Here is a 21775-nt window from a genome sequence, read left to right as displayed (position 1 = left end):
TGAGATGCCCTTTTTACATGGTGGGTCGTGTAGGATTCGAACCTACGACCAATTGGTTAAAAGCCAACTGCTCTACCAACTGAGCTAACGACCCGGAAAATGGTCGGGGTGAGGGGATTCGAACTCCTGACATCCTGCTCCCAAAGCAGGCGCGCTACCGGACTGCGCTACACCCCGAGATTGGCTCCGCGACCTGGACTCGAACCAGGGACCCAATGATTAACAGTCATTTGCTCTACCGACTGAGCTATCGCGGAACTGAACTTCGGTACAACTTTACAACTTTTTTGCTACTTCGAAGCTTGTGTTAGCTTCGGTCTCTTTGGCTATTCGCTTTCGCGTTGTCGCTGCTGAGGCCGGCTATTCTACAGTCTTCGTTTTGCTTGTCAACCACTTTTTTTCATTCAACTTACTGATTTGTAAGTTGTTTTGCGGTCACCGGTGTTGCTGGTGATTCGCTTAGTGCCTGACAACGCGGCGTATATTAGGGGCACTCTAAAATTGATGCAAGCAAAAATTTCAAAATTTTCAGCAAGTTAACAAACCCGCCCGGAAAGGCCCGATTTTACTGGGGTTGTGCTGGCCGCATCGCGATCAAACCCACCCCCACAGGTACTGCCCAGCCCGGGGAGATGGCGCTATCACCCAAAAAAAACCCCGCCGAAGCGGGGCTTTCAAACGGGGTAATCAGCTGAAGACGATCTCGTCGCCTTCCACCTTGGCGGTAATCGCCGTCCCGGGGATGAACTTGCCGGCCAGGATAAGCTGCGCCAAGGGGTTTTCGATCCAGCGCTGAATCGCACGTTTCAACGGACGTGCGCCGTACACCGGGTCGTAACCAACCGCAATCAACTTGTCCAACGCCTCTGGGCTCAGGCTCAGCGACAGCTCGCGCTCCAGCAGGCGGCTGCGCAGGCGGCCCAGCTGGATCTCGGTAATGCCGGCGATCTGCTCGCGGCCCAGCGGTTCGAACACCACCACCTCGTCGATACGGTTGATGAACTCGGGGCGGAAGTGCGCCCCTACTGCATCCATCACCGCCGCACGCTGCGCTTCGCGGTCGCCCACCAGTTCCTGGATCTGTGCAGAGCCCAGGTTGGAGGTCATTACAATGACCGTGTTGCGGAAGTCCACGGTGCGGCCGTGGCTGTCCGTCAGGCGGCCATCTTCCAGCACCTGCAACAGCACGTTGAACACATCTGGGTGAGCCTTCTCCACTTCGTCCAGCAGCACCACCGAGTAAGGCTTGCGACGTACGGCTTCGGTCAGGTAGCCGCCTTCTTCATAGCCCACATAGCCTGGTGGTGCGCCGATCAGGCGAGCCACGGAGTGTTTCTCCATGAACTCGGACATGTCGATGCGCACCATGGCCTCTTCGGTGTCGAACAGGAACTCGGCCAAAGCCTTGCACAGCTCGGTCTTGCCCACACCGGTAGGGCCCAGGAACAGGAACGAACCACTTGGCCGGTTGGGGTCGGACAGCCCCGCGCGGGAACGGCGCACGGCGTTGGCCACCGCGGTAACCGCCTCGCCTTGCCCAATCACACGCTGGTGCAGCAGGTCTTCCATCTTCAGCAGCTTCTCGCGTTCGCCCTCCAGCATCTTCGACACAGGGATGCCGGTCCACTTGGAGACCACTTCAGCGATTTCTTCCTCGGTGACCTTGTTGCGCAGCAGCTGGTTGTCGGTTTTGCCATGCTGGTCGACCATCTGCAGGCTGCGCTCCAGGTCCGGGATTACCCCGTACTGCAGCTCGGCCATGCGGCTGAGGTCACCTTTGCGGCGTGCGGCTTCCAGCTCCTGGCGGGCCTGCTCGATCTTTTGCTGGATCTGCGCCGAACCCTGCACTTCGGCTTTTTCCGATGCCCAGATCTCTTCCAGGTCGGAATATTCGCGCTCAAGCCGCTCGATTTCTTCGGTCAGCTTTTCCAGGCGCTTCTTCGCAGCCTCGTCTTCTTCCTTCTTCAGCGCCTGGGATTCAACCTTCAGCTGAATAAGGCGACGGTCCAGGCGGTCCAGCACTTCCGGTTTGGAGTCGATTTCCATGCGGATGCGGCTGGCCGCCTCGTCGATCAGGTCGATGGCCTTGTCGGGCAACTGCCGGTCGGTGATGTAACGGTGGCTGAGCTTGGCGGCGGCGATGATTGCACCGTCGGTGATGGCGACCTTGTGGTGCACTTCATAGCGCTCTTTAAGGCCACGCAGAATCGCAATGGTGTCTTCCTCGCTGGGCTCTTCAACCAGTACTTTCTGGAAGCGGCGCTCCAGGGCTGCGTCTTTTTCGATGAACTGGCGATACTCGTTCAGCGTGGTAGCGCCCACGCAATGCAGTTCACCACGGGCCAGTGCCGGTTTTAGCATGTTGCCGGCGTCCATGGCGCCCTCGCCTTTACCGGCGCCGACCATGGTGTGCAGCTCGTCGATGAACAGGATCACCTGCCCTTCCTGTTTGGACAGCTCGTTCAGCAGGCCTTTCAGGCGCTCTTCGAACTCGCCACGGTATTTGGCACCGGCGATCAACGCGCCCATGTCCAGCGCCAGCAGGCGCTTGCCTTTCAAGCCATCGGGCACTTCGCCGTTGATGATGCGCTGGGCCAGGCCCTCGGCGATGGCCGTTTTGCCCACGCCGGGCTCACCGATCAGCACAGGGTTGTTCTTGGTGCGACGCTGCAGCACTTGTACCGTGCGTCGGATTTCGTCGTCACGGCCAATCACAGGGTCCAGCTTGCCCTCTTCGGCGCGCTTAGTCAGGTCGACAGTGTACTTGTCCAGCGCCTGGCGCGACTCTTCGGCGTTGGCGTCGTTGACGGCAGCGCCGCCGCGCAGGTTATTGATTGCGTTTTCCAGGGCTTTCTTGCTCACGCCCTGGCTCAGCAGCAGCTTGCCGAGCTTGCTGTTCTCGTCCATGGCCGCCAGCACTACCAGTTCGCTGGAGATGAACTGGTCGCCTTTCTGCTGGGCCAGGCGGTCGGCCTGGTTGAGCAGGCGCGCCAGGTCCTGGGACATGTTCACGTCGCCAGTGGGGTTCTGGATTTTCGGCAGTTGGTCGAGTTCTTTTACCAGCGCCTGGCGCAGGCTATGGATATCGAAGCCCACCTGCATCAGCAGTGGCTTGATGGAGCCGCCCTGCTGCTCGAGCAGTGCCTGCAACAGGTGCACGGGCTCGATGGCCGGGTGGTCCATGCCAACGGCGAGGGATTGCGCATCGGATATTGCAAGCTGCAGCTTGCTGGTCAAACGGTCTATTCGCATGGGTTACCTTCCTTTAAAAGGGCAGGTCGGAGCGATGGACAGCGCCTGTTATGAAGAAACCTGCCTGAGATGCCTTATAGATAAGGCTGATTCTGGAAGATTCAAGCTTAGCGGGGTTGACCGAAGTCATTGTGATGGATTAGTGCAGGCCATGAAGCCAGAGCGGTTAGCGCTGATCGAGCCAGACCAGCGATGCAAAACGCCCACCTTGCGGTGTACGGCGGTAAGAGAAAAACCGCTCATCACTGACGGTGCACAGCCCGCCGCCATAAACAGCCGTTACACCGCTGGCTGCAAGGCGAATACGCGCCAGCTCATAGATGTCGGCCATCAACTTGCCAGGCCGCGCGCCCTCGACGAAAGCCCGCGCTGCCTCGGGGTGCACGGCGGTGAAGGCATCGCGCACTTCCAGCCCCACTTCGAACGCTTGCGGGCCGATAGCCGGGCCCAACCACACCAGCACCTCTTCAGGCGCCAGGGCCAGGCGTTGCAGCGTGGCTTCCAGCACGCCACCTGCCAGCCCGCGCCAGCCGGCATGGGCTGCGGCCACACGGGTACCGGCGCGGTCGCAAAACAGCGCAGGCAGGCAATCGGCGGTCATGACCGTGCAAGCGATACCGGGCTGGTGTGTCCAACTGGCGTCCGCTTCGGCTACCTCAGTGGGGTCGGCGTCGGCGACCACCAGCCCGTGCACCTGTTTGAGCCAGGCTGGCTTAATGGCGAACTCACGGCTCAGGCGACGACGGTTCTCGGCGACCGCAGCAGGGTCATCCCCCACGTGGTCGCCCAGGTTGAGCGTGTCGTAGGGTGGCAGGCTTATGCCGCCCCGACGGGTGGTGACGCAGGCGCGAACCGAGGCTGGCGCGGGCCAGTCAGGTATCAGCAGCGTCTGCGTCAGCTGGCTCATCCGATGAAGCTCTCGCGGTCCTGGTTCAGCAAGGACAGCAACCACACAAAGTCGTCCGGCAGCGGCGATTCCCACTCCATGCGCTCACCGGTGGTCGGGTGGTGCAGCGCCAAAAAGCGTGCATGCAGCGCCTGGCGCGGGAAGGTTTTCACGGCCTCGACCATGGTCGGGCTGGCCGCCGGCGGAATGCGGAAGCGCCCGCCGTAGGTCTGGTCACCCACCAGGGGGAACCCGACGTGGGCCATGTGCACACGGATCTGGTGGGTACGCCCGGTTTCCAGCTTTACCCGCACATGGGTGTGCGAGCGGAAGCGCTTGAGCACCCGGTAATGGCTGACCGCAGGCTTGCCGCCGTCGGTGACTGCCATGCGCTGGCGCATGCCGCCGTGGCGGCCGATGGGGGCATCGATCTTGCCACCTGCGGTGACCACACCGACCACGATGCATTCGTAGATCCGGCTGACCGAGCGCTTTTGCAGCTGGTCGACCAGGTTGGTCTGCGCCTGCAGGGTCTTGGCCACCACCATCAGCCCCGTGGTGTCTTTGTCCAGGCGGTGAACGATACCGGCACGGGGTACGTTGATGATGTCTGGCACATGGTGCAGCAGGGCATTGAGCAAGGTACCGCTGGCATGCCCGGCAGCCGGGTGCACTACCAGACCGGCGGGTTTGTTGATGACCATGATCTGGTCGTCTTCATAGACGATGTCGAGTGCGATGTCCTCGGCTTCCCACTCGCCCTGGGCTTCCTGTTCGGCCTCAAGGGCCAGAACGGCGCCACCATGGACGGTGTCACGCGGGCGCAGGACAGCGCCATCGACCGTCAGACGGCCTTCTTTGATCCACGAAGTCAGCCGCGAGCGCGAATACTCGTCGAACAATTGGGCGGCGACCTGGTCGAGGCGTTGACCGCCCAGTTCGGACGGTACCTCTGCGCTAAGTTGAATGATCTCGGACATGCTCGATTCGGCGGGCGCACAGCCTTTGGTTTCGGCTGCGAGCTTGTGGTTAAATACGGCTTCTTTTGTCCCGGGGTTGGCCGGGGCGCTCATCATAACAGGACGGCCCCGCCCAAGACAGCGGCCGTCAAAGGGACGCAAGCCGCCATGCAAGTGAAACACCTGCTGCTGATCGCCATCCTCGGGCTCACCGCGGCCTGTTCCTCTAACAAGGAAGTCATCGACGAGAACCTCAGCGAGGCCGAGCTGTATCAGCAGGCCCAGGCTGACCTCGACAATTCCAGCTACACCAGCGCCGTGAACAAGCTCAAGGCCCTGGAGTCGCGCTACCCGTTCGGCCGTTATGCCGACCAGGCGCAGCTCGAGCTGATCTACGCCAACTACAAGAACGCCGAGCCTGAGGCTGCCAAGTCGGCTGCCGAGCGGTTCATCCGCCTGCACCCGCAGCACCCGAACGTGGACTACGCCTACTACCTCAAGGGCCTCACCTCGTTCGACCAGGACCGCGGCCTGCTGGCGCGCTTCCTGCCGCTGGACATGACCAAGCGTGACCCGGGTGCCGCCCGCGACTCGTACAACGAGTTCGCCCAGCTGACCAGCCGCTTCCCCAACAGCCGCTACGCACCGGACGCCAAGCAGCGCATGATCTACCTGCGCAACCTGCTGGCCTCGTACGAAATCCATGTGGCTGACTACTACCTGAGCCGTCAGGCTTACGTGGCAGCGGCCAACCGTGGCCGTTACGTGGTCGAGAACTTCCAGGAAACCCCTTCGGTTGGCGATGGCCTGGCAGTGATGGTGGAGTCGTACCAGAAGATGCACCTGGACGACCTGGCGGCCACCAGCCTGGAAACCCTCAAGCTCAACTACCCCGACCACCCAAGCCTGGCCGATGGCGAGTTCCAGCCCAAGCAGACCGAGTCTGACGGCCGCGGCTGGCTGTCCAAGGCCACGTTGGGCCTGATCGAAACCGACACGCCGCTGCCGCCAGGCGAAACCCGCGCCAACCAGGACGTGGTCAAGCAGTTCCAGGACGCGCGCGACGAAATCCCGAAAGAGCTGCTGCCCAAGGACGAGAACGGCGACCCGATCGAGCCGCAAGGGCCGAAGGAAGCCGAGAAGGATCGTTCGTGGTTCAGCTACATGACCTTCGGCATGTTTGACTGATCTGCCGAGAGGGAGGCCTGGGGTGACCCCGAATTAGGCCTCCCTTTTTCTCTGGCGCCGTCCTAGACTGTCGGCTTCATCATTCGACAAGCTGAACACCATGGTTCGCCTACTCTTCTGGATCGTCCTGATCGCCGCCGCGTTCTGGCTGTGGCGCAAGTTCAAAATCAGCCAGCAATCCCGCCCCGAAACGAAGCTGGATGCGCCCCTGAAAATGGTGCGGTGCGCCCACTGCGGCGTGCACTTGCCCACCGACCGTGCGCTCACCCAAGGCAACGAGTGGTATTGCAGCCAGGCACACCTGCAACAGGGGCCTGGCCGCCAGGGCTGAAACTGCGCCCGGGCTGCTAACCCAAGCGCCCCTGCGGGGCATACGGTGCCGGGTCGATGATGGGCTCGGCCCCGGTCAGCAGGTTTGCAAGCAGCTGGCAGGACGCAGGCGCCAGTACCAGCCCGTTGCGGTAATGCCCACAGTTCAGCCACAACCCATCATGGCCGGGCACTGGCCCGATGTACGGAATGCCTTCAGGCGAACCGGGCCGTAGCCCCGCCCAATGCGCCACCACGGGCGCCCCTTCCAGCTCGGGCAGCAACTCCACCGCCGACGCCTTCAGGCTGGCCAGCGCTTCTTCCGTCGGGGTTTTGTCGTAGCCGGCGTGTTCGAGCGTGCTGCCCACCAGAATGTGGCCGTCTCGCCGGGGGATTGCATATCGCCCTTTGGCCAGCACCATGCTCGGCAGAAAATGCTCGTCGCATTTGAACAGGATCATCTGCCCCTTCACCGGCTCCACCGGCAATGCCAGGCCCAAGGTGCGCAACAGGTCGCCACTCCAGGCACCGGCACTGAGCACCACATCATCCGCTGCCAGCACTTCGTCGGCCAGTTGCACACCGGTAACCCGCCCGCCTTGCTGGACGAAGCCGGAGATCTGGCAGTGTTCACGCAGGGTGACGTTGGGCAATGCCAGTAGCGCTGCCTTAAGCGATTTCACCAGGCGCGGGTTGCGCACATTGGCTACGCCGGCCATGTAGATGGCCCGGCCAAACCCCGGCCCCAACACCGGCACTGCATCGTAAACCGCTGCAATATCCACGGCACTCAAGGGCCGCTGCTGACGCGCCGCCCAGGCGAGAGCCTCGGCCTCGTCGTCCAGGTCCAGCCAGTACAGGCCGGTGGTGTGCACTTGCGGGTCAACGCCGGTGGTGGCGAACAGGTGCTGGCCCAGCTGTGGATAGAAATCCTGCGACCAGTGCGCCAACGCGGTGACGGCAGGGCTGTACCGCCACGGGTACAGCGGCGACACGATGCCACCGCCGGCCCAGGACGACTCACGGCCAACTTCGCCCTGATCGCACACCACTACCTGCCCGACGCTCGCCGCCAGGTTGTATGCGGTCAGCAGGCCGATCACCCCGCCCCCGACCACCACTACTTGCTTGCTCATGTGTAGATCCAACACCTGAAGTTAAACTGCGATGCACCGGGCATCATTGAACCTTCAGCTTCCCCAGCAATGCGTGCTGTCGATGGCACCTGGGTTGCCGCGTACCCCAGCATGGTCAAGCTGGAAGTCGCCACAACGGTCGTCGGCCATGCGCCCCTGCGGCAGCCGCAGGGCGCGCAGCGTGAAGGTATCGCTGCCACGCAGGGCCTGCAGGCTGTAGTCACGGTTACCGGCGGGCAGGTGCAGCTCGCCCTCGGCATACTGGCCAGTGAGCATACGATGCCACTCAAGCCGTAGCGCAGCGTCGTGCAGCAGGCCGGCCACTTCGCTACGGGCGGCCTGCCGAAGGTGGTCGCTGTAGGCGGGGTAGGCAATGGCTGCCAGAATGCCGGTCACGGCCAGCACAATCAACAGCTCGATCAAGCTCAAGCCTTGCTGCATGTCAGTCTCCCTGCACTCTTTGCCGCCATGCGATGCGGCGGGTTTGATCGCCGTTGATGGCGTAGACCGCCTCCAACACCTGCCGCGGCCGCGCCTGCAGGCTTACGGCCGTGACTCTGAACAACGTGACAGGCAGCCCCTCCGGCACATGGGCGGCACGCGTGCTGATACCCAGCTGCTGTACCTGATAGAACCCCTTCGGCGCTTTGTACCAGTGGCCCCCAAGTGCGTGGGGGCGTTCAGGCGGGGCGCACGGCTGGCACGGTGCAGGCGCCTGGTGATGCAAAGCCCCCTGCCCTGCCAGCAACGTTGCCTCGGCCTGCTCAAACGCCAGCAAGCCATCACGCAGCACCCCGGCCATCTGCGTCTCAACCAGCGCGGCACGCAAGGCCGAGGCTGCGAGTACGCCCAGCAACAGGCTGATGACCAGCGCCAGCAACAGCACCACCCCGCGCTGACGCTTCATGGCAAAACAGGGTTGCGCAGGGCAACACTCAAGCGGTGCCGCTGGTGCAACTGCAAGGCGGGGTCATGCAGCGCAAGGTCCAGGTCGATATGCGGGCCGCCAGCGCTTATGAGGTAGGCGATATCCAACGACCGCACGTGCTCCATCAGCGGCTGGGTGCTGTTACTGCGAGTGAAATACAACGTGCTGCCCCTTAGCTCATAACGGTGCCGGCTGATGGGAATAGCCAGTTCACCGCTGCCCTGCACCTGCCCCACGGCAACCTGGGCGTGGTCCCGGCAATTGGTAAGCACGGTCCAGTCCGGGTGCAGAACGTGGCCGGCCACATCCGCCACGATCAGGTTCAGGCTCGACGGGCCTACCTCCACCGGCCGTGTGAAAGCCAGGCGGGTGGCACTGTCGGGAAAGTCGCCAGGCAGCAAGCGCAGGCAACCGAACATGCCGGCCATGCGAATATCCTGGGCCATGCGCAGCAACGCCAGGCGTGCGTCCTCCTGCATGCGCAAGGCAGCGCCCTGCAACCGCCACACCTGATGGGCAGAAGCGAACAGTTGGCTGGCAGTTGTCAGCAACATCAGCCCAATCGCCAGCGCCAGCAGCAGCTCCAGTAAGCCGAAGCCCCGTTCGACGCGCCTCATGGTTGCGCCCGCTCACGATCACTGTGAGCCGCCAGCGCCGCCTGTACGTCGACCCTGGCCCTGTCGGTGGCCTGCAGTGCCTTTACCTGGAGGGCCGCTGCCGCGAACAGGCCGGCGCCCAGCACCAGCACTGCCAGCAGCACTTCCAGCAGGGTCATGCCTTGTTGCCTTGCGTGCATCCTTGCACCTCCTGTGACTTTTCGCGCAGGTGTGGTGTACACCTGCGACTGGCAGGGTTGCTCAACGCCCGTGAAGCTACAGCCAAGCACTTCCCGGGAGGAATGCACGGTGAAGCAACGCGGTGCAACACTGATACAAATATTGTCGGCACTGGCCATCGCGATGCTGCTGTCACAGCTGGGCATGCCGGCCTACGCCACGTTCAGCGACGACCTACATCGGGCCGCTGCCGCGCGGGACCTGGCACAAGCCCTGCGAAGCGCTCGCGGGCACGCCATGCTGCAGGGCCAGCCGGTACGGGTGCAGGCACTGGACAACGCGTGGGGCAATGGTTGGGTGGTGATGCTCGATCACAATGGGCAAGTGCTGCGCGAACACCGCCTGCCACGGCCACTGCGCATTCCGGGCAACATTGGCGCAACCCTGAAGTTCAGCGCGGTGGGCATCCCCATGAGGCCTGGCGGCGGATGGCTGGGGGGCACGCTGGACATTTGCGAGCGGGGCATCGCGCTAAGCCGGCATCAGGTGGTGCTGGCTTCGAGCGGCAGGGTCAGGGTGGCGACCGAAGTGAATGAGACGCCACAGTGCCGGGGCACCTGACCAAAGACGGCAGTTGAGGCCCGCCTTGCGAGCCTTGCACTGCCTTGAGGCTTGCTTTAAAGCAGCGAGCGCACGCGCAGCTCTTTGGGCATGGAGAAGGTGATGTTCTCTGCACGCCCGTCCAGCTCCTCGGCACCGGTTGCGCCCCAGGCCTTGAGCTGTTCGATCACACCCCGTACCAATACCTCGGGGGCCGACGCACCCGCCGTGATGCCAACCCGCGCAGCCTCGGTGAACCAGCCCTGTTGCAGGTCCTCGGCACCATCGATGAGATAGGCCGGTGTACCCATGCGCTCGGCCAACTCGCGCAGGCGGTTGGAGTTGGAGCTGTTAGGGCTGCCCACTACCAGCAACACGTCACACTCGTCGGCCAGTTGCTTCACAGCGTCCTGGCGGTTCTGCGTGGCGTAGCAGATGTCATCCTTGCGCGGCCCGCCAATGTTCGGGAAGCGTGCACGCAGGGCGTCGATCACCCGGCTGGTGTCGTCCATGGACAACGTGGTCTGGGTCACGAAGGCAAGGTGGTCAGGGTCTCTGACCTGCAAGCTGGCGACATCACTCTCGTCTTCGACCAGGTAGATGGCACCGCCATTGCTGGCATCGTACTGCCCCATGGTGCCTTCCACTTCCGGGTGCCCTTCGTGGCCGATCAGGATGCATTCGCGGCCGTCACGGCTGTACTTGGCCACCTCGATGTGCACCTTGGTCACCAGCGGGCAGGTAGCGTCGAACACCTTCAGGCCACGGCTTGCTGCTTCCTGGCGTACGGCCTGGGAAACGCCGTGGGCGCTAAAGATGACAATGACGTCATCCGGCACCTGGTCCAGCTCTTCGACGAAAATGGCGCCACGGTTGCGCAGGTCTTCGACCACGAACTTGTTGTGCACCACTTCGTGACGCACATAGATCGGCGGGCCGAAGACTTCCAGCGCACGGTTGACGATTTCGATCGCCCGGTCGACCCCCGCGCAGAATCCGCGGGGGTTGGCGAGTTTGATTTGCATGCTCGGCTCCAGGCTTACAGAGCCTTCACTTCGAGGATCTCCACCTCGAACGTCAAGGTCTTGCCAGCCAGTGGGTGATTGAAGTCGATGGTCACCTGGTCATCATCGAACGCTTTGACCACACCGGGCAATTCGGCGTTGGCGGCATCCTTGAAAATGATCAGCAGCCCTTCGGACAGCTCCATGCCCTCGAACTGGGACCGCGGCATGACTTGCACGTTCTGCGAATTGGGCTGGCCGAAGGCGTTCTCCGGGGCCACCACCACCGTGCGCTTGTCACCAGCCTTGAAACCGAACAGTGCGGTTTCGAAACCGGGCAGCAGGTTGCCATCGCCCACCTTGAAGGTGGCCGCGGCCTTGTCGAAGGTGCTGTCGACGGTGTCGCCGTTTTCCAGGCGCAGGGCGAAGTGCAACGTGACTTCGGTGTTCTGGCCGATACGAATGTCAGTCATGGGCCGGCTCCTCGGTCTTCTTGCTCTTGAACATATCCAGCGCCAGCATCACCGCACCGACCGTGATTGCACTGTCGGCCAGGTTGAACGCCGGGAAGTAATGCCGGTTCTGCCAGTGCACCAGGATGAAATCGACCACATGGCCCAGCACGACGCGGTCCCACAGGTTGCCGATAGCGCCACCCAGCACCAGTGCCAGCGCCACGGCCAGCCAGGTTTCGTCACGCCCAAGGCGCTTGAGCCACACCACCAGCACGGCACTGACCACCACGGCGATGAGGGCGAACAGCCAGCGCTGCCAGCCTGCCCCGTCTGCCAGGAAGCTGAAGGCAGCGCCGGTGTTGTAGGCCAACGTCCAGCTGAAGTAATCAGGGATTACCACGATTTGCTGGTACATGGTCAGGGCGTTGTCGAAATACAGCTTGGTGGCCTGGTCCAGAACCAGCACCAGCAAGCTCAGCCACAGCCATGCAAGGCGCCCGAAGCGCCCCGCTGCAGGGTTAGGCATAGTGGCGCACCTCGCCCTGGCCGGTCAGGTTCTCGACGCAACGGCCGCAGATTTCCGGATGCTCCGGGTGGCTGCCAACGTCGGCACGGAAGTGCCAGCAACGGCCGCACTTGGTGTAGCCGGACTTCACCACTTTCAGCTTCAGGCCCTCCACTTCGGTGGCCACGGCTTCGGCCGACGCCTGAGCGAACGGCACCACGCTGGCGGCTGAGGTGATCAGCACGAAGCGCAGTTCGTCACCCAGCTTGGCCAGGTCGGTGCTCAGGCCCTCGTCGGCGTACAGGGTGACTTCGGCTTGCAGGTTGCCACCGATGACCTTGGCGGTGCGCTGGTTTTCCAGCTCCTTGTTGACCGACGCCTTGACCGCCATCACGCGGTCCCAGTAGGCGCGGCCCAGCTCGGTGTCTTCAGGCAGCTCGCTCAGGCCCTCGTACCAGCCGTTGAGCATGACCGACTCGTTACGCTCGCCCGGCAGGTATTGCCAGATTTCGTCAGCGGTAAAGGCCAGGATCGGCGCAATCCAGCGCACCAGTGCTTCGCTGATGTGGTACAGCGCGGTCTGGCAGGAGCGACGTGCCACGCTGTTGGCGCCAGTGGTGTACTGGCGGTCCTTGATGATGTCGAGGTAGAAGCCGCCCAGCTCCTGCACACAGAAGTTGTGCACCTTGGAGTAGACGTTCCAGAAACGGTATTCACCGTAGTGCTCTTCCAGTTCACGCTGCAGCAGCAGGGTACGGTCAACCGCCCAACGGTCCAGCGCCAGCATATCTTGCGGCGCCAGCAGGTCGCGCGCAGGGTCGAAGCCAGACAGGTTGGAAAGCAGGAAGCGGGCGGTGTTACGGATGCGGCGGTAGGCATCGGCGCTGCGCTGCAGAATCTGCTCGGAAACCGCCATTTCACCGGAGTAGTCGGTAGCAGCAACCCACAGGCGCAGGATGTCGGCACCCAGGGTGTTGTTGACCTTCTCTGGCTCGATGGTATTACCCAGCGACTTGGACATCTTGCGGCCGTTCTCGTCCACGGTGAAACCGTGGGTCAGCAGCTCGCGGTACGGCGCGTGGCCGTCGATGGCGCAACCGGTCAGCAACGACGAGTGGAACCAGCCACGGTGCTGGTCGGAACCTTCCAGGTACAGGTCGGCGCGCGGGCCGGTGGCGTGGCCGATGTCGTGGGAGCCGCGCAGCACGTGCCAGTGGGTGGTACCGGAGTCGAACCACACATCCAGGGTGTCGGCGATCTTCTCGTACTGGTCGGCTTCAGCGCCCAGCAGCTCGCTGCCATCAAGCTTGAACCAGGCCTCGATACCTTCCTGTTCCACACGCTTGGCCACCTCTTCCATCAGCTCGACGGTGCGCGGGTGCAACTCGCCGGTCTGCTTATTGAGGAAGAACGGAATCGGTACACCCCAGTTGCGCTGACGCGAGATGCACCAGTCAGGGCGGTTGGCGATCATCGAGTGCAGGCGTGCCTGGCCCCAGGCAGGGACGAACTTGGTGTCTTCGATGGCCTTGAGGGCACGCTCGCGCAGCGGTTCACCGGTGCTTGGCTGCTTGTCCATGCCAACGAACCACTGGGCTGTGGCGCGGTAGATCAGCGGCGACTTGTGGCGCCAGCAATGCATGTAGCTATGGCTGATGGTTTCGGTGTGCATCAGCGCACCGACTTCGCTCAGTTTCTCGACGATGGCCGGGTTGGCCTTCCAGATGAACTGGCCGCCGAAGAACGGCAGCGACTCGGCATACACGCCGTTGCTCTGCACAGGGGTGAGGATGTCGTCGTTGACCATGCCGTAGCGCTTGCAGGTAACGAAGTCGTCTTCACCGTAGGCTGGCGAGGAGTGAACCACGCCGGTACCGGCACCCAGCTCGACGTACTCGGCCAGGTAGATGGGCGACAAGCGGTCGTAGAACGGGTGGCGGAAGTTGATCAGTTCCAGCGCCTGGCCCTTGGCAGTGGCGATGACCGCGCCTTCCAGGCCGTAGCGGGCGAGGCACGGCTCGACCAGTTCTTCAGCCAGCACCAGCAGACGCTCGCCGGTGTCGACCAGGGCGTAGGTGAAGTCCGGGTGGATGTTCAGCGCCTGGTTGGCCGGGATGGTCCACGGTGTAGTGGTCCAGATCACGATGGCAGCGGGCTTGCCCAGTGCCGGCAGGCCAAAGGCAGCTGCCAGCTTGGCTTCGTCGGCGACCGGGAACGCCACATCGATGGTCTGGGACTTCTTGTCGGCGTATTCCACCTCGGCCTCAGCCAGGGCTGAACCGCAGTCGAAGCACCAGTTCACAGGCTTGAGGCCCTTGAACACGAAGCCTTGCTTGACCATCTCGGCCAGGGCGCGGATTTCACCGGCCTCGTTGGCAAAGTTCATGGTTTTGTACGGGTTGCCCCAGTCACCCAGCACGCCCAGGCGGATGAACTCGGTTTTTTGCCCTTCGATCTGCTCGGCAGCGTACTCGCGGCACAGCTCGCGGGTGCGGTCGGCAGACAGGTGCTTGCCGTGGGTAACCTCGACCTTGTGCTCGATCGGCAGGCCGTGGCAGTCCCAGCCCGGTACGTACGGCGCATCGAAGCCGGACAGGGTCTTGGAGCGGACGATCATGTCCTTGAGAATCTTGTTCAGCGCGTGACCGATGTGGATCTTGCCGTTGGCATAGGGCGGGCCGTCGTGCAGCACGAACTTGGGACGATCCTTGCCAATTTCGCGCAGCTTCTGGTACAGGCCAATGCTGTCCCAGCGCTGCAGGATCTGCGGTTCGCGCTGAGGCAGGCCGGCCTTCATGGGGAAGGCGGTGTCCGGAAGGTTTAGCGTGGCTTTGTAGTCGGTCATTTCAGGCTCTTGGTTAGCGGTTGAGCGTGCCAATGTGCACGTGCGGCGGCGATATCCGCATCGATCGCCGACTTCAGCGCCTCCAGGGAGGCGAATCGCTGCTCTTCACGCAGCTTGTGGTGGAACACCACCGTCAGGCGCCGGCCATACAGGTCGCCGGCATAATCCAGAAGATGAATTTCCAGGTGCGGGCGCCCATCACCGGCAACGGTGGGGCGCACGCCGATATTACCGACACCCGGCCAGGCCTTGCCGTCGATCTCGATGCTGGCCAGGTAGACCCCGGACAGCGGCACGCGGCGGCGCTTGAGCTGGATGTTGGCAGTGGGAGTACCGAGCTGGCGGGCCAGCTTCTGGCCGTGCAATACGCGGCCAGTGATGCTGTAAGGGCGGCCCAGCAGGTGTTCGGCCAGTTCGAAGTTGCCATCGGCCAAGGCCTTGCGCACTTCGGTGCTGCTGACCCGCAGGCCATCCTGGATCACCGTATTGGCGGCCTCGACGGTAAAACCGTACTGCTGGCCGGCCTGGACCAAAAAGGCGAAGTCACCTGCGCGGTCGCAGCCAAAGCGGAAGTCGTCGCCCACCTCCAGGTGCCGCACGCCCAGGCCATCGACCAGGATGGCCTTGACGAAGTCATCGGCGCCGAGCTCACCCAGGCGCTGGTTGAACGCCAGGCACAGCACCCGGTCGATGCCCTCGCCGGCCAGCAGCTCGACCTTGTCGCGCAGGCGGGCCAGGCGGGCGGGTGCGGTATCGGGGGCAAAGTACTCGCGCGGTTGCGGTTCGAAGATGACCACGCAGGTGGGCAGGCCCAGCGCCTGGCCGCGCTCACGCAGGCGCGCCAGGATAGCCTGGTGGCCGCGGTGAACCCCGTCGAAGTTGCCAATGGTGGCGACACACCCCCGGTGTTCGGGGCGCAGGTTGTGAAGACCTCGAACCAGCTGCATAACGCGCTTCTTGCTCATAAAGTGGCCGATTATAACCACACCCGGGCGCCGGTAACAGGCAACTGCGCCCAAGGGCGGCATGGAATGTGAAAAACCGACACCTGGCCCGGCCGTGCTTCAGTGCAAAGCTTTGCGGGCGAAATGCCGGGGCCGGAAGCCGCACAGGTACAGGCAGCCAAAATAGGTCACCACCCCTGCCATGATCAGCGCCCCTAACCGCAACAGGCGCTCAAGCATATTGCCCTGCTCCCAGGCGGGCAGGTAATGAAGGCCGGCCAGCAACACCGCCGACATCAGGCTGACAGCCAGCACCAGCTTGCACAGGAACAACACCCAACCCGGTTGCGGCTGGAACAGCTGATGGCTGCGCAGCTTCCAGAACAGCAGGCCGGCATTCAGGCAGGCGCCCAGGCTGATCGCCAGGGCCAGCCCGGCATGTGCCAGGGGGCCTACCAGTACCAGGTTGAACAGTTGTGTGCACACCAAGGTGAACACGGCAATTTTCACGGGTGTGCGGATATTCTGCTGGGCATAGAAGCCGGGGGCCAGCACCTTGACCAGGATGATTGCCAGCAACCCTACCGAATAGGCGACCAAGGCACGCTGAGTCATGGCCGCATCTACGGCACTGAACTTGCCGTACTGGAACAGCGCAACCGTCAGCGGCTCAGCCAGCAAGGCCAGGCCCAGCGTGCAGGGCAGTACCAGCAGGAAACACAGGCGCAGCCCCCAGTCGAGAATCCGCGAGTATTCCTCACGGTCCCGGTTGGCGTACGTCTTGGCCAGGGTCGGCAGCAGAATGGTCCCCAGCGCTACGCCCAGCACGCCCGATGGCAGTTCCATGAGGCGATCGGCGTAGTACATCCACGATACCGAACCGGCTACCAGGAACGACGCGAATATCGTGTTGATGATCAGCGAGATCTGGCTCACCGACACCCCGAGGATGGCGGGCAGCATCTGCTTGAGCACTCGCCACACCCCGGCGTCGCGCAGGTTCAGCCGCGGCAGCACCAGCATGCCGATCTTCTTCAGCGCCGGCAGTTGATACAGCAACTGGGCCAGGCCGCCCGCCAGCACACCCCAGGCCAGGGCCATGATCGGCGGGTTGAAGTACGGCGTCAGCCACACGGCGAAGGCGATCATGGCCACGTTCAGCAGCGTGGGCGTGAAGGCCGGCACCGTGAAGCGGTTCCAGGTATTGAGGATGGCCCCCACCAAGGACGACAGCGAGATCAGCAATATATAAGGAAACGTCACTCGCAGCAGGTCGGTGGTGAGCTGGTATTTCTCGGCGCTGTCGACGAAACCTGGGGCAGTGGCCCACACCACCCAGGGTGCGGCCAGGATGCCGATGGCAGTGACCACGGCCAGCACCAGCGTCAGCAGCCCGCTGACATAGGCCACGAAGGTGCGCGTGGCCTCTTCGCCCTGCTGGCTCTTGTATTCGGCCAGGATGGGCACGAATGCCTGTGAAAACGCGCCTTCGGCAAAAATGCGCCGCAGCAGGTTGGGCAGTTTGAAAGCAATGAAGAAGGCGTCGGTGGCCACCCCGGCGCCAAAGATGCGCGCAAGGATGGTGTCGCGGACAAAGCCCAGCACCCGGGAAATCATGGTGATTGAGCTGACCGCAGCCAGTGATTTGAGCAGGTTCATCGAAAAGATTCACGCCAATGGCAGAGGACGCTGCCAGACAGCGTCCGAATGTGCGATACTCCCGCGCCTTCGCAGGGGAGCCAAAAATTCCCGAGTTTACAGGTCGCGCAGCAGAAAGGAATCTTTCCCGCCTGTTGGTGCACCGCTCGGCGGAACCTTGCAAGTGGCCTTGACATCCGGTCGACTCATCGGCATGATTCGCGGCCTATTTTGTTTGCTATTTACCTAAAGTCTTTCGAGGAGCTCGACGGTGGCCAACACACCTTCCGCCAAGAAACGTGCAAAACAGGCTGAGAAGCGTCGCAGCCACAACGCCAGCCTGCGTTCCATGGTCCGCACCTACATCAAGAATGTAGTCAAGGCCATCGACGCAAAAGACGCCGACAAAGCACAAGCTGCTTACGTTCTGGCTGTGCCTGTAATCGACCGTATGGCCGACAAGGGTATCATCCACAAGAACAAAGCTGCTCGTCACAAAGGCCGTCTGAATGGCCACATCAAGGCGCTGAAAGAAACTGCAGCTGCCTAAGCGACGTGCTAGTCGAAAAACCGACCCTAGGGTCGGTTTTTTGTTGCCTGCAGTTTTTCGTTTGAGCCCTTTACGTCAAGGGGCCGCTGCCAACGGCCCCTCGATGGGTCACTTGCCCAGCTGAATTTTCGGTGCCCATTGCAGCCAGTCATCCTCGGCCTTGTCGAACAAGGCGAAGGTCTGCTGCGGCCGCGCAGGGTTGCCCATGCGCTCGCCATCCGGCGTGGCAAAGGCGATGCCGCCGTCGATCAGGGTTTCCAGCGACTCGGTACGCACGGTCGCCCCTTTCAACAGGCCCCAGTCGAAACCGAAGCCACTGCTGTTCCAGAAACGGCTGCCGCTGCGCACCAGGCTGGCATAACGGGGCTCGATCAGGATGTGGATCAGCACGCGGTCAGCGCTCTGACCAAGCTCGAAGCCAGTGACCTTGCCCACTTCGACCTCGCGGTACGTCACCGGCACACCAGCCTTGATCGAGCCACGGCGCGGCGCACTGAGGGTCAACGGCAGGCCTATTTCGGGGCCCGCCACCTCCGGCGCATCAGCCAGGGCAATGAAATCCCGCTGCGGCCCCCGGTCCTTGGCGGCAGGCTGCACTTCCAGGTATTGCCCGCTGATCAAGGTATCAAGGTTTTCTGTACGCACCAGGCCCAGGGCCGGCTTGACCACCCAGAACTGGGTGCCGACGCGGGCGATCTTGTCAGCCGCCTCGGTGATACGCGCGCGCAACAGCACGGCCTGAAGGTCTGCTGTAAGGTCGACGCTCTCGATGCTACCCACATCCAGCCCACGGAAGCGGATGGCGGTACCTGGCTTCAACCCATCAGCCCGCTGCACCCGGATGGTAACCAGGGTGCCCGCTCGGTTCACCGCCTCCTGGTTCTCATGCAGGCGGAAGCGCGGAATGTGGCGCTTGAGCGGTGCATTCGCCCGTGGCGTGTCGAAGGCGATACCCCCTGCCATCAAGGTCTGCAGGGATTCACTCTTCACCTTGATACCCGAGAGGCCACCGGTAAGGGTAATGCCGCTGGCATTCCAGAAGCGTGACGATGCATTGACCAGCTTTTCGTATTCCTTTTCGATGTGAACGCCAATCAGGATACGGTTGCTGTCGCGGGCAAACTGGTAGCTTTGCACGCTGCCCACTTTCACCTGGCGGTACATCACCGGGCTGCCCACTTCGAGCGAGCCCAGGGTATCGGCGAACAGCACCATGTGCAGGCCGGGCGCTTTCAGGTCCAGTGGAGGCGCCTTGGCCCGCGCTTCGAATTCACGCTCAGGCCTCGCGCCCTTCTCGCCAGGGCGGATGGCGATGTAGTTGCCCTTTACCAGCGCTTCCAGGCCGGTGATCCCGGCAAGCGAGATCGACGGCTTGACCACCCAGAATTGGGTGCCCTCCACCAGGTAATCCTCGGTCAGCGGGTCCAGGGTAAGCTCGGCGGTGGCGCTGGAAAGGTTGTCCTCCATCTTCAGGGTTTTCAGCGACCCCACCTGGATACCTTTGTACATGACCGGCGTACGGCCAGCCTGTAGGCCCTCGTAGTCGCTGAGCTTCACCTTCACGCGGATGCCCGCCTGGGCGGCATCGAAGTCCTCATAAAGGCGGAACGGCAGGCTCGGGTCGGTTGGCGGGCTGTCCTTGCGATGCTCCGGCGTCGCGAAGGCGATACCGCCAGCAACGATGCTGGACAACGACTCGCTGCGCACCTTCACGCCAGAGAGCGAGGCATCGATGCTGACGCCGCTCGCGTTCCAGAAGCGCGTGTGCTTGCGCACCAGGTTGGCGTAGGCAGGTTCAATGAAGACCTTTACCTCGACCGTGCTCTGGTCGTCGGACAGACGATAGCTCTTCACCCGCCCAACCTGGATCTGCTTGTAGAACACCGGGCTGTCGCGGTTGAGTGACCCCAGCCGCTCGGCCTTCAGCACAAGGTGCAGCCCCGGTTCGGAATCCGAGAGCGGGGGCGCAACCTTGAGTGCGGTGAAGCGCTTGGTCGGCTCGCCCTCCCCTGGGCTGACGGCAATGTAGTTACCTGATACCAGCGTTTCTAGCCCGGTAATACCTGCCAGGCTGACGCTCGGCTTCACCAGCCAAAAGCGGGTGCCTTTGTTCAGGTGGTTCTCTGCCGCCTGGTTCATTTCGATAGTGGCGATAACGCCCTGATTCTCACCCTTGGCATCCAGCACCAGGCTTTTCACCTTACCGACCGGCATGCCCTTGTAGATCACCTCGGTCTTGTTGGCGACGATGCCTTCGCCCGACTCGAAGCGCACTTCAATCTGCACGCCAGCTTCGCGGTAGGCCTGCCACGCGAGCCAGCCGCCGATCATCAAGGCGATCAGGGGCAGGATCCAGATGGCCGACCAGTTGGAAGCGGGGCGGGTTTTGGCCGTTGGCAGGTCACTCATTGTCGTCATCCGACTCCGTATTGTCCCAAATCAGTCGGGGATCGAAGGTCAAAGCAGCAAGCATCGTCAGAATCACCACAGTTGCAAAGGCGACAGCGCCCAAATTGGCTTCGACACTGGCTATCCGCCCGAAATTCACCACTGCCACCAGGATGGCAATGACGAAGATATCGAGCATGGACCAGCGCCCTATGAATTCGATGAAGCGGTACATCCAGATGCGTTGCCGTGCTGACAGTGGCTGGCGACGCTGGACCGAATACAGCAGCAAGGCAATACCCACCAGCTTGAACGTCGGCACCAGGATGCTGGCAACGAACACTACCGCAGCGATCGGCACCATGCCGTGCTTGAGCAGGGCAATGACGCCCGACATGATGGTGTCGGGGCTGCCCTGGCCAAATGAGCTGACCGTCATGATCGGCAGCACATTGGCAGGGATGTACAGAATGAACGCCGCCACCAGCAGCGCCCAGGTTCGCACGATGCTGTTGGGCCTGCGTGCGTGCACCAAGGCACCACACCGGGTGCAGGTTTGCGAGGTGTCGCCAGGCACCTGCCGGTTCAGTTCATGACACTCATTGCAGACAACAATGCCTGCATCAATCGCCCGCATGCAGGTCCTCCCCCGCTAACGCACTCCAGATCTGGTGCGGTGACATCACCACTTCAAGCCACACCTGAACCAGCAACAGGCTGATGAAACAGAACAGGCCAAGGCCCACGGTAATCTCGGCCAGGTCCACGAGTTTCACAATGGCCACCAATACACCCATGAAATACACCTCGAGCATGCCCCAGTCTCGCAGGTGGTGATAGATGCGATAAAACAGCAACCCAAACTTGCGCCCAACGTTCAGCCGAATGGCCAGCAATACAGCCAACTGGCAAAGCAGCTTGGACAACGGTATCGCCATGCTGCACAGGAACACGACAATGGCCACCCCACGCATGCCCGAGTCGTACAGGCCCAGTACGCCACTCCAGACCGTGTCATCCGAGGTTTGACCCAATAGGTGCAACTGCATGATCGGCAGGAAGTTGGCCGGGATGAACAGCAGCAGCGCAGTGAGCACCAGGGCCAGGCTGCGGTTCACCACGTTGTGCCGGTGGGCGTATAGCTCGTATCCACAGCGTGGGCATAACGCCTTTTCACCATTGTGTAGAACAGGCTTGCGCAGCAACAGATCACATTCATGGCAGGCGACCAGTTCGTCCAGCGGCAGGTCGGCCAGTGCTTCTGGTTCGGCAGGGTTGGGCATAGGCTGCTTCTGACTGGGTGGGTGGGGTTATTCTAGTGGGCTTGGCTGGGTTTGTGGGATGCGCTTGTGTCTAGGCAGGCCCGAGGGGCGACGGTTCACGGCCCCCGACCAGCGTCGCTTTTTTATCGC

The 21775-nt window shown here is 62.4% G+C and carries 21 protein-coding genes and 3 tRNA genes; 4 read left to right on the top strand and 20 right to left on the bottom strand.

The features are described from left to right. Positions 1-18 precede the first annotated feature (18 nt). The 6 genes from APH25_RS14355 to rluD all read right to left on the bottom strand — a co-directional run bounded on the left by APH25_RS14355 (position 19) and on the right by rluD (position 5118). Positions 19-94, bottom strand: a tRNA-Lys gene (locus tag APH25_RS14355). A 6-nt stretch (positions 95-100) separates the two neighbouring features. Then, positions 101-177: transfer RNA gene (locus APH25_RS14350), tRNA-Pro, on the bottom strand. Between the two features lie 4 nt (positions 178-181). After that, positions 182-257, bottom strand: a tRNA-Asn gene (locus APH25_RS14345). A 430-nt stretch (positions 258-687) separates the two neighbouring features. Next, complete coding sequence (gene clpB / locus APH25_RS14340) at positions 688-3252, bottom strand: ATP-dependent chaperone ClpB (protein WP_028631774.1); 2565 nt, start codon at positions 3250-3252, stop codon at positions 688-690. Positions 3253-3418: 166 nt separating this feature from the next. Further along, entirely contained in the window at positions 3419-4159 is a 741-nt protein-coding gene (gene pgeF / locus APH25_RS14335; protein ID WP_060482380.1) for a peptidoglycan editing factor PgeF, read from the bottom strand. Further along, on the bottom strand, positions 4156-5118 hold the full coding sequence (rluD, locus tag APH25_RS14330) for a 23S rRNA pseudouridine(1911/1915/1917) synthase RluD (RefSeq protein WP_028631776.1): 963 nt from the start codon (positions 5116-5118) through the stop codon (positions 4156-4158). The genes pgeF and rluD overlap by 4 nt, the downstream gene beginning before the upstream one ends. Positions 5119-5265: 147 nt before the next feature. Here rluD and APH25_RS14325 point away from each other — a divergent pair, with 147 nt between their 5' ends. Both APH25_RS14325 and APH25_RS14320 read left to right on the top strand, forming a co-directional pair. Further along, positions 5266-6285, top strand: coding sequence for an outer membrane protein assembly factor BamD (locus APH25_RS14325; RefSeq protein WP_028631777.1), 1020 nt, complete (start codon positions 5266-5268; stop codon positions 6283-6285). 100 nt (positions 6286-6385) lie between these two features. Continuing rightward, positions 6386-6616, top strand: coding sequence for a PP0621 family protein (locus APH25_RS14320; RefSeq protein WP_060482379.1), 231 nt, complete (start codon positions 6386-6388; stop codon positions 6614-6616). Between the two features lie 16 nt (positions 6617-6632). Here the strand turns inward: APH25_RS14320 and thiO are convergent, their stop codons facing one another. Genes thiO through APH25_RS14295 form a run of 5 tightly spaced genes read right to left on the bottom strand, consistent with a single transcriptional unit; the run spans position 6633 to position 9454 of the window. Continuing rightward, the gene (thiO, locus tag APH25_RS14315) at positions 6633-7730 is read right to left on the bottom strand and encodes a glycine oxidase ThiO (RefSeq protein WP_060482378.1); all 1098 of its coding nucleotides are present in this window, start codon (positions 7728-7730) and stop codon (positions 6633-6635) included. 54 nt (positions 7731-7784) lie between these two features. After that, entirely contained in the window at positions 7785-8171 is a 387-nt protein-coding gene (locus APH25_RS14310; protein WP_060482377.1) for a type IV pilin protein, read from the bottom strand. Between the two features lies 1 nt (position 8172). After that, entirely contained in the window at positions 8173-8637 is a 465-nt protein-coding gene (locus APH25_RS14305; RefSeq protein WP_060482376.1) for a hypothetical protein, read from the bottom strand. Beyond that, complete coding sequence (locus APH25_RS14300; RefSeq protein ID WP_060482375.1) at positions 8634-9275, bottom strand: PilW family protein; 642 nt, start codon at positions 9273-9275, stop codon at positions 8634-8636. The genes APH25_RS14305 and APH25_RS14300 overlap by 4 nt, the downstream gene beginning before the upstream one ends. Then, entirely contained in the window at positions 9272-9454 is a 183-nt protein-coding gene (locus APH25_RS14295) for a prepilin-type N-terminal cleavage/methylation domain-containing protein (protein ID WP_028631783.1), read from the bottom strand. The genes APH25_RS14300 and APH25_RS14295 overlap by 4 nt, the downstream gene beginning before the upstream one ends. Positions 9455-9563: 109 nt before the next feature. On the opposite strand from APH25_RS14295, the gene APH25_RS14290 reads away from it, so the two are divergent. Further along, entirely contained in the window at positions 9564-10055 is a 492-nt protein-coding gene (locus APH25_RS14290) for a GspH/FimT family protein (protein ID WP_060482374.1), read from the top strand. 56 nt (positions 10056-10111) lie between these two features. Here the strand turns inward: APH25_RS14290 and ispH are convergent, their stop codons facing one another. The 6 genes from ispH to murJ all read right to left on the bottom strand — a co-directional run bounded on the left by ispH (position 10112) and on the right by murJ (position 17446). Continuing rightward, the gene (ispH, locus tag APH25_RS14285) at positions 10112-11059 is read right to left on the bottom strand and encodes a 4-hydroxy-3-methylbut-2-enyl diphosphate reductase (protein ID WP_060482373.1); all 948 of its coding nucleotides are present in this window, start codon (positions 11057-11059) and stop codon (positions 10112-10114) included. A gap of 14 nt (positions 11060-11073) precedes the next feature. Then, entirely contained in the window at positions 11074-11511 is a 438-nt protein-coding gene (locus APH25_RS14280; RefSeq protein ID WP_060482372.1) for a peptidylprolyl isomerase, read from the bottom strand. After that, positions 11504-12019, bottom strand: coding sequence for a signal peptidase II (gene lspA, locus APH25_RS14275; RefSeq protein WP_060482371.1), 516 nt, complete (start codon positions 12017-12019; stop codon positions 11504-11506). Before lspA ends, APH25_RS14280 begins: the two co-directional genes overlap by 8 nt. Then, positions 12012-14843, bottom strand: coding sequence for an isoleucine--tRNA ligase (gene ileS / locus APH25_RS14270; RefSeq protein ID WP_060482370.1), 2832 nt, complete (start codon positions 14841-14843; stop codon positions 12012-12014). Before ileS ends, lspA begins: the two co-directional genes overlap by 8 nt. Then, the gene (gene ribF / locus APH25_RS14265) at positions 14840-15790 is read right to left on the bottom strand and encodes a bifunctional riboflavin kinase/FAD synthetase (protein WP_028631789.1); all 951 of its coding nucleotides are present in this window, start codon (positions 15788-15790) and stop codon (positions 14840-14842) included. The genes ileS and ribF overlap by 4 nt, the downstream gene beginning before the upstream one ends. A 117-nt stretch (positions 15791-15907) precedes the next feature. Further along, positions 15908-17446 carry a murein biosynthesis integral membrane protein MurJ gene (murJ, locus tag APH25_RS14260; protein WP_060482369.1) on the bottom strand — a complete coding sequence of 513 codons (1539 nt, stop codon included), beginning with the start codon at positions 17444-17446 and terminating at the stop codon, positions 15908-15910. Between the two features lie 250 nt (positions 17447-17696). Here murJ and rpsT point away from each other — a divergent pair, with 250 nt between their 5' ends. Beyond that, entirely contained in the window at positions 17697-17975 is a 279-nt protein-coding gene (rpsT, locus tag APH25_RS14255; RefSeq protein ID WP_028631791.1) for a 30S ribosomal protein S20, read from the top strand. A 108-nt stretch (positions 17976-18083) separates the two neighbouring features. Here rpsT and APH25_RS14250 read toward each other — a convergent pair whose 3' ends face one another. Genes APH25_RS14250 through APH25_RS14240 form a run of 3 tightly spaced genes read right to left on the bottom strand, consistent with a single transcriptional unit; the run spans position 18084 to position 21646 of the window. Continuing rightward, positions 18084-20384, bottom strand: a complete 2301-nt coding sequence (locus APH25_RS14250) for a PqiB family protein (protein ID WP_060482368.1) — start codon at positions 20382-20384, stop codon at positions 18084-18086. Next, the gene (locus tag APH25_RS14245; RefSeq protein WP_060482367.1) at positions 20377-21000 is read right to left on the bottom strand and encodes a paraquat-inducible protein A; all 624 of its coding nucleotides are present in this window, start codon (positions 20998-21000) and stop codon (positions 20377-20379) included. Before APH25_RS14245 ends, APH25_RS14250 begins: the two co-directional genes overlap by 8 nt. Then, positions 20987-21646: a paraquat-inducible protein A gene (locus tag APH25_RS14240; RefSeq protein WP_060482366.1), complete on the bottom strand. Its 660-nt coding sequence runs from the start codon at positions 21644-21646 to the stop codon at positions 20987-20989. The genes APH25_RS14245 and APH25_RS14240 overlap by 14 nt, the downstream gene beginning before the upstream one ends. Between the last annotated feature and the right edge of the window lie 129 nt (positions 21647-21775).

The sequence above is a fragment of the Pseudomonas sp. NBRC 111119 genome (genome assembly GCF_001320125.1).
Classification (GTDB): domain Bacteria; phylum Pseudomonadota; class Gammaproteobacteria; order Pseudomonadales; family Pseudomonadaceae; genus Aquipseudomonas; species Aquipseudomonas parafulva.
Note: the sequence above shows the minus strand (reverse complement) of the source record. Positions and strands in the feature narration are given on the sequence as shown.

What these genes read in the sequence shown, in the direction of transcription:
- clpB (WP_028631774.1), bottom strand. Translation starts at nt 3,252, where the DNA reads ATGCGAATAGACCGTTTGACCAGCAAGCTGCAGCTTGCAATATCCGAT.
- pgeF (WP_060482380.1), bottom strand. Translation starts at nt 4,159, where the DNA reads ATGAGCCAGCTGACGCAGACGCTGCTGATACCTGACTGGCCCGCGCCA.
- rluD (WP_028631776.1), bottom strand. Translation starts at nt 5,118, where the DNA reads ATGTCCGAGATCATTCAACTTAGCGCAGAGGTACCGTCCGAACTGGGC.
- APH25_RS14325 (WP_028631777.1), top strand. Translation starts at nt 5,266, where the DNA reads ATGCAAGTGAAACACCTGCTGCTGATCGCCATCCTCGGGCTCACCGCG.
- APH25_RS14320 (WP_060482379.1), top strand. Translation starts at nt 6,386, where the DNA reads ATGGTTCGCCTACTCTTCTGGATCGTCCTGATCGCCGCCGCGTTCTGG.
- thiO (WP_060482378.1), bottom strand. Translation starts at nt 7,730, where the DNA reads ATGAGCAAGCAAGTAGTGGTGGTCGGGGGCGGGGTGATCGGCCTGCTG.
- APH25_RS14310 (WP_060482377.1), bottom strand. Translation starts at nt 8,171, where the DNA reads ATGCAGCAAGGCTTGAGCTTGATCGAGCTGTTGATTGTGCTGGCCGTG.
- APH25_RS14305 (WP_060482376.1), bottom strand. Translation starts at nt 8,637, where the DNA reads ATGAAGCGTCAGCGCGGGGTGGTGCTGTTGCTGGCGCTGGTCATCAGC.
- APH25_RS14300 (WP_060482375.1), bottom strand. Translation starts at nt 9,275, where the DNA reads ATGAGGCGCGTCGAACGGGGCTTCGGCTTACTGGAGCTGCTGCTGGCG.
- APH25_RS14295 (WP_028631783.1), bottom strand. Translation starts at nt 9,454, where the DNA reads ATGCACGCAAGGCAACAAGGCATGACCCTGCTGGAAGTGCTGCTGGCA.
- ispH (WP_060482373.1), bottom strand. Translation starts at nt 11,059, where the DNA reads ATGCAAATCAAACTCGCCAACCCCCGCGGATTCTGCGCGGGGGTCGAC.
- APH25_RS14280 (WP_060482372.1), bottom strand. Translation starts at nt 11,511, where the DNA reads ATGACTGACATTCGTATCGGCCAGAACACCGAAGTCACGTTGCACTTC.
- lspA (WP_060482371.1), bottom strand. Translation starts at nt 12,019, where the DNA reads ATGCCTAACCCTGCAGCGGGGCGCTTCGGGCGCCTTGCATGGCTGTGG.
- ileS (WP_060482370.1), bottom strand. Translation starts at nt 14,843, where the DNA reads ATGACCGACTACAAAGCCACGCTAAACCTTCCGGACACCGCCTTCCCC.
- ribF (WP_028631789.1), bottom strand. Translation starts at nt 15,790, where the DNA reads ATGCAGCTGGTTCGAGGTCTTCACAACCTGCGCCCCGAACACCGGGGG.
- murJ (WP_060482369.1), bottom strand. Translation starts at nt 17,446, where the DNA reads ATGAACCTGCTCAAATCACTGGCTGCGGTCAGCTCAATCACCATGATT.
- APH25_RS14250 (WP_060482368.1), bottom strand. Translation starts at nt 20,384, where the DNA reads ATGAGTGACCTGCCAACGGCCAAAACCCGCCCCGCTTCCAACTGGTCG.
- APH25_RS14245 (WP_060482367.1), bottom strand. Translation starts at nt 21,000, where the DNA reads ATGCGGGCGATTGATGCAGGCATTGTTGTCTGCAATGAGTGTCATGAA.
- APH25_RS14240 (WP_060482366.1), bottom strand. Translation starts at nt 21,646, where the DNA reads ATGCCCAACCCTGCCGAACCAGAAGCACTGGCCGACCTGCCGCTGGAC.